This window comes from Nakamurella sp. (assembly GCF_048594475.1).
GTDB lineage: Bacteria > Actinomycetota > Actinomycetes > Mycobacteriales > Nakamurellaceae > Nakamurella.
Window position 1 is genome coordinate 1 of the sequence record NZ_JBMDXT010000522.1, and the last position, 4,665, is coordinate 4,665.

The 4,665-nt window shown below is 75.1% G+C and carries 5 protein-coding genes; 3 read left to right on the forward strand and 2 right to left on the reverse strand.

Features of this window, described 5'->3' with window-relative positions:
- Positions 1–381: 381 nt before the first annotated feature.
- Positions 382–603, reverse strand: a complete 222-nt coding sequence (locus ACOJUF_RS23525) for a hypothetical protein (protein ID WP_420124236.1) — start codon at positions 601–603, stop codon at positions 382–384.
- A gap of 177 nt (positions 604–780) precedes the next feature.
- Here ACOJUF_RS23525 and ACOJUF_RS23530 point away from each other — a divergent pair, with 177 nt between their 5' ends.
- Genes ACOJUF_RS23530 through ACOJUF_RS23540 form a run of 3 tightly spaced genes read left to right on the forward strand, consistent with a single transcriptional unit; the run spans position 781 to position 4,178 of the window.
- Complete coding sequence (locus tag ACOJUF_RS23530; protein ID WP_420124237.1) at positions 781–1,983, forward strand: cysteine desulfurase family protein; 1,203 nt, start codon at positions 781–783, stop codon at positions 1,981–1,983.
- A 9-nt stretch (positions 1,984–1,992) separates the two neighbouring features.
- Positions 1,993–3,096 (forward strand): tRNA 2-thiouridine(34) synthase MnmA, encoded by a 1,104-nt coding sequence (mnmA, locus tag ACOJUF_RS23535; protein WP_420124238.1) that lies wholly within the window; start codon positions 1,993–1,995, stop codon positions 3,094–3,096.
- Positions 3,093–4,178, forward strand: coding sequence for a methionine synthase (locus ACOJUF_RS23540; protein ID WP_420124240.1), 1,086 nt, complete (start codon positions 3,093–3,095; stop codon positions 4,176–4,178). The genes mnmA and ACOJUF_RS23540 overlap by 4 nt, the downstream gene beginning before the upstream one ends.
- A 10-nt stretch (positions 4,179–4,188) precedes the next feature.
- Here the strand turns inward: ACOJUF_RS23540 and ACOJUF_RS23545 are convergent, their stop codons facing one another.
- Entirely contained in the window at positions 4,189–4,446 is a 258-nt protein-coding gene (locus tag ACOJUF_RS23545; protein WP_420124239.1) for a hypothetical protein, read from the reverse strand.
- Positions 4,447–4,665 lie beyond the last annotated feature (219 nt).

Sequence of the window (4,665 nt, forward strand, 5' to 3'; positions counted from 1 at the left end):
CGCGCTCGGGGCTCAGCCCGTGCCGCCGGCACGGGCGATCGACGCCCGGTCGGTCCGAACGGCGATGCCTCCCGCGCCGGTGCCGGCCGGCATCGCCCCGGCGGACACGACGCCGGCCCGGCCGGATCAGGCCGCGTAGCCGGCGCGCGCAGCACCGCCGGCGGCGCCGCATCGGCGGGGGGTCGCCCCGGGTCGACGACCGCCCAGCTCGGCCTGGCGTCGATGATCGAGCCATCGACGGGCGGTCACGCGGACCTCGGGCTGATGATCTCGTCACACACCCGGGCAGATCGGGCCGAGATCGCCGAGCTGATCAGCCCGCGACGAGCTGGTGGCGGTCCGACGCCGACGGCCAGCCGGTTGGTCGGCCGAGCCGGTTGATCAGCCGGTCTTGCCGGACAGCGCGACCAGGACCCCGGCGGTGGCGAAGTACTTGTTCGAGCCCAGGTCCCGGATGGTCTTGATGCCCAGTTCCGACAGCAGCACGTCGTGCTTCTCGGTCAGGCCGGCCAGCGCCGACGGGGGAGCGGCCAGGATCTCCTCCAGGCTCGAGTTCTCGTACGCCTTGTCCAGCGCCTTCTCCAGGTTCACCGAAATGGCCATCGTGGTCGTCCCCTCTGTCGGTCCCGTGACTGGTGCCTCGCGTGGCCGGGCCGCGCACGCGCCCACCCAGGGTGAGCCAGGACCGGCCGTCCGGCAACGCGGCACACCGGACCGGCCCCGGTCGTCGCCGATCGCGATTCGGGGTACTGCGGGGTCAGGACCTACCCTGGAGGCGCGATGACGTACCTCGACCATGCCGCGACCACCCCGGTGCTGCCGGAGGTGATCGCCGCCATGTCCCAGGCGATGACCCTCACCGGCAACGCCTCGTCGCTGCACACCTCGGGCCGGGCGGCCCGGCGCCGGGTCGAGGAGTCCCGCGAGCGGATCGCCGAGGCTCTGGGCGCCCGCCCCAGCGAGGTCGTCTTCACCTCCGGCGGGACCGAGTCGAACAACCTCGCCATCATGGGGATGTACCGGGCCCGGGTCGCGGCCGACCCGGCGCGCCGCCGGATCCTGGCGCCGGTCATCGAGCACCCCGCGGTGCTCGACGTGGTCGAGCACCTGGCCGCGCACGAGGGTGCGGTGGTCACCTGGCTCGAGGTCGACGACTTCGGGCGGGTGCACGCGGACACCCTCGCCGCGGCGATCGCCGAGAACCCGGCCGACGTGGCCCTGGTCACCGTCATGTGGGCGAACAACGAGGTGGGCACGGTCAACCCGGTCCGGGAGCTGGCCGAGGTCGCGCACCACCACGGGATCCCGTTCCACACCGACGCGGTCCAGGCGGTCGGTCAGCTGCCGGTCGACTTCACCCGCAGCGGCGCCGACGCGCTGACGGTTACCGGCCACAAGGTCGGCGGCCCGGCCGGCGCGGGGCTGGTGCTGTTGCGGCGCGACGCCCCGATCGTGCCGATCATGTTCGGCGGCGGCCAGGAGCGGTCGATCCGGTCCGGGACGCCGGACGTCGCCGGCATCGTGGGTCTGGGGGTGGCCGTGGCCGACGCCGTGACCCATCGGGCGGATCGGGCGGTCACCCAGGCCGCTCTACGGGACGAGCTGGTGCGCGCGGTCCGGGCCCAGGTGCCCGACGTGGTGCTGACCGGCGACCCGGGTGCCGGCCTGATGGACGGCGGACCCTCCCGGCTGCCCGGCAACGCCCACCTGCGCTTCCCCGGTTGCGAGGGCGACTCGCTGCTGATGCTGCTCGATGCCGCGGGCATCGAGTGCTCCACCGGGTCGGCCTGCACGGCCGGGGTGGCCCGGCCCTCGCACGTGCTGCTGGGCATGGGCCTGTCCGAGGTGCAGGCCCGGGCCTCGCTGCGCTTCTCCTTCGGCCGGACGTCCGTCCCGGCCGACGTCGCGGCCGTCGCCGCCGCGATCGGCCCGGCCGTCCAGCGGTCCCGCCGGGCGGCGCTGGCCGGGTCGAGACGGCGCTGAGGTGCGGGGATGAGGGTGCTCGCCGCGATGAGCGGGGGGGTGGACTCGGCCGTGGCCGCCGCGCTCGCGGTCGAGGCCGGGCACGAGGTGACCGGCGTGCACATGGCGCTGTCCCGCACGCCCGGCACGCTGCGCACCGGGTCCCGCGGTTGCTGCACCGTCGAGGATGCCTTCGATGCCCGCCGGGTCTGCGATCTGCTCGGAATCCCATACTACGTCTGGGACTTCAGCGAGGACTTCCTGGACGACGTGGTCGCGGACTTCCTTTCCGAGTACGCCGCCGGGCGCACCCCGAACCCGTGCCTGCGATGCAACGAGAAGATCAAGTTCGCCGCGCTGCTCGACCGGGCCGTCGCCCTCGGGTTCGACGCCGTCGCCACCGGCCACTACGCGCGCCTGGTCGACGGAACCCTCTACCGCAGCGTCGACGTGGCCAAGGACCAGTCCTACGTGCTGGCGGTGCTCACGCCGGACCAGCTGGCGCACAGCATGTTCCCGCTCGGCGCGCTGACCAAGCCGCAGGTCCGCGAGATCGCCCGGGAGCGCGGCTTCGCCGTCGCCGGCAAGCCGGACTCGTACGACATCTGCTTCATCCCGGACGGTGACACCCGCGGGTACCTGACCGAGAAGCTCGGCGTGCGGCGGGGTGCCGTGGTGGATGCGGTCAGCGGGGCGCGGTTGGCCGAGCACGACGGCGCGTTCGCGTTCACCATCGGCCAGCGCAAGGGTCTGCGGCTGGACCGGCCGGCACCGGACGGCCGCCCGCGCTACGTGCTCGGGATCGAGCCGGTCAGCGGGACCGTCACGGTGGGACCGGCGTCCGGGCTCGACGTCCGGCTGGTCACCGCCGACCGGGTGGTGTTCCCGGGCGGCCGCGCGCCGGCGTTCCCGGTCCGGGTGCAGGCCCAGTTGCGGGCGCACGGCGGCACGGTCGGCGGCTCGGTCGACCTGGTCGAGGGCGAACTCCGGCTGAGCCTGGACGCGCCGTCCCGGGGCGTCGCGCCCGGCCAGACCGTCGTGCTGTACGGCGGGGCGGGCGTGGCCCGGTCCGCCGGCGAGCCGCATCCGGACCAGTTCGTCGTCGCCGCCGGCACGATCGTGCGGACCGGCTGATGGTCGGCGTCCCCCTGGACCTGCCGGAGCCCGGCGAGGTGCCGGATCTGCTGGCCCGGTACCCGCTCACCCGGCCCTGGTCGGCCGGTGCGGCGACGGGTGTGGGGTCCCTGCCCGGCACCGACCCGGGCGAGGCGGCGGCGATGGTCGCCGGCGAACTGCCCGCGCTGCCGCATCTGGTCGAGCTGCCCGCCCGCGGGGTCGGGGCCGACCTCGTCGGCCGGACGGCCGGTCTGCTGGTGGACATCTGGGCCGAGGTGGTGCCGTCCGGGTGGCGGATCAGCCGGCGGCCCGGCCGGGACATCTCCCGCGCGCGCGATCTGATGGCATGGGATCTGGACGCCGCCGAGGAGCACTTCGCCGGGGCGGAGTGGATCAAGGTGCAGGTGTGCGGTCCGTGGACGCTGGCCGCCGGGCTCGAGCTGCCCTCGGGACACCGGGCGCTGACCGATCCCGGCGCGGTCCGGGACCTGGCCGAGTCGCTGGTGGAGGGCCTGGCCGCGCACGTGGCCCAGGTTGCCCGGCGCCTGCCTGGGGCGGGTGTGGTCGTTCAGCTCGACGAGCCGGGCCTGCCCGCCGTACTGGCCGGCAGCCTGCCGACGGCAAGCGGTTTCGGGACGGTGCGGGCGGTGTCGGGCGCACGGGCCCAGGAGGTGCTGGCCGGCGTCGTCGAGGGGATCGGGGATCACCCGACCGTGGCGCACTGCTGCCACGCGGACGCGCCGATCCGGTTGCTGCGGGCCAGCGGATTCGATGCCCTGGCCCTGGATCTGACGCTGGTGGGGGAGCGGGCGCGCGCGCTCGACGCGGTCGGCGAGTTCGTCGACGGCGATGGGATCCTGCTCGCCGGAATCGTTCCCGGCACGGCGCCGGCGAACCGCTCGGCTCCCCTGCGGCACTGGGCGAGCCCGCTGCTGGACGCCTGGAACCGGTTGGGATTCCGGCGCGAGGACCTGGCCACCCGGGTGGTGCCCACGCCGCGCTGCGGGCTGGCCGGAGCCGACCGGAGCTGGGCGGTGCGGGCGATGCACCTGTGCCGGCAGCTCGCCGACGCACTGCCGGATCCGCCCGACAGCTGGTGACGGCCGGGGACTACCGCGGGCTCTTGCGCAGCTCCTGGGCGACCAGCGCGGCGACCTCGGCCCGGGTGGGCCGCCAGCCCTCGTAGTAGCCCTGGGACAGGCGGGCGATCAGGCCGCGCCGCCGGCGGGGGCTCAGCGGGGCCAGCAGATCGGCGAACCGGTCCGCGATGTTCGGGGTGGCCGAGTGCGAGTCGACCCGCCGCAGCTGGGACTGGTGATGGGGCGTGCCGGAGCCGATGGCCGGAGCGAAGCTGACGCGCTGATTCATGGTCCGGTGCCCCTCTCGGAGGACGCGCTGGTGGTGGTGACGCATATGGGCGGGGATGGCGGTGCTCATCCGGCGGTGATCGCGGTGTCGGCATATCGGCGCCGGTGGCGCCGGAGCACCCGGCGGGTGGGCGCGGGTGGGCGCAGAGATGGTGCGGGAGATCCACGGCGGGCGGGCCGCCCCCCCCCCCCCGCGGGGGGGGGGGGGGCGGCCCGCCCG

Excerpts from the sequence above, each read along its gene's own strand:
- ACOJUF_RS23530 (WP_420124237.1), top strand. The coding sequence starts at position 781 with ATGACGTACCTCGACCATGCCGCGACCACCCCGGTGCTGCCGGAGGTG.
- mnmA (WP_420124238.1), top strand. The coding sequence starts at position 1,993 with ATGAGGGTGCTCGCCGCGATGAGCGGGGGGGTGGACTCGGCCGTGGCC.
- ACOJUF_RS23525 (WP_420124236.1), bottom strand. The coding sequence starts at position 603 with ATGGCCATTTCGGTGAACCTGGAGAAGGCGCTGGACAAGGCGTACGAG.
- ACOJUF_RS23545 (WP_420124239.1), bottom strand. The coding sequence starts at position 4,446 with ATGAATCAGCGCGTCAGCTTCGCTCCGGCCATCGGCTCCGGCACGCCC.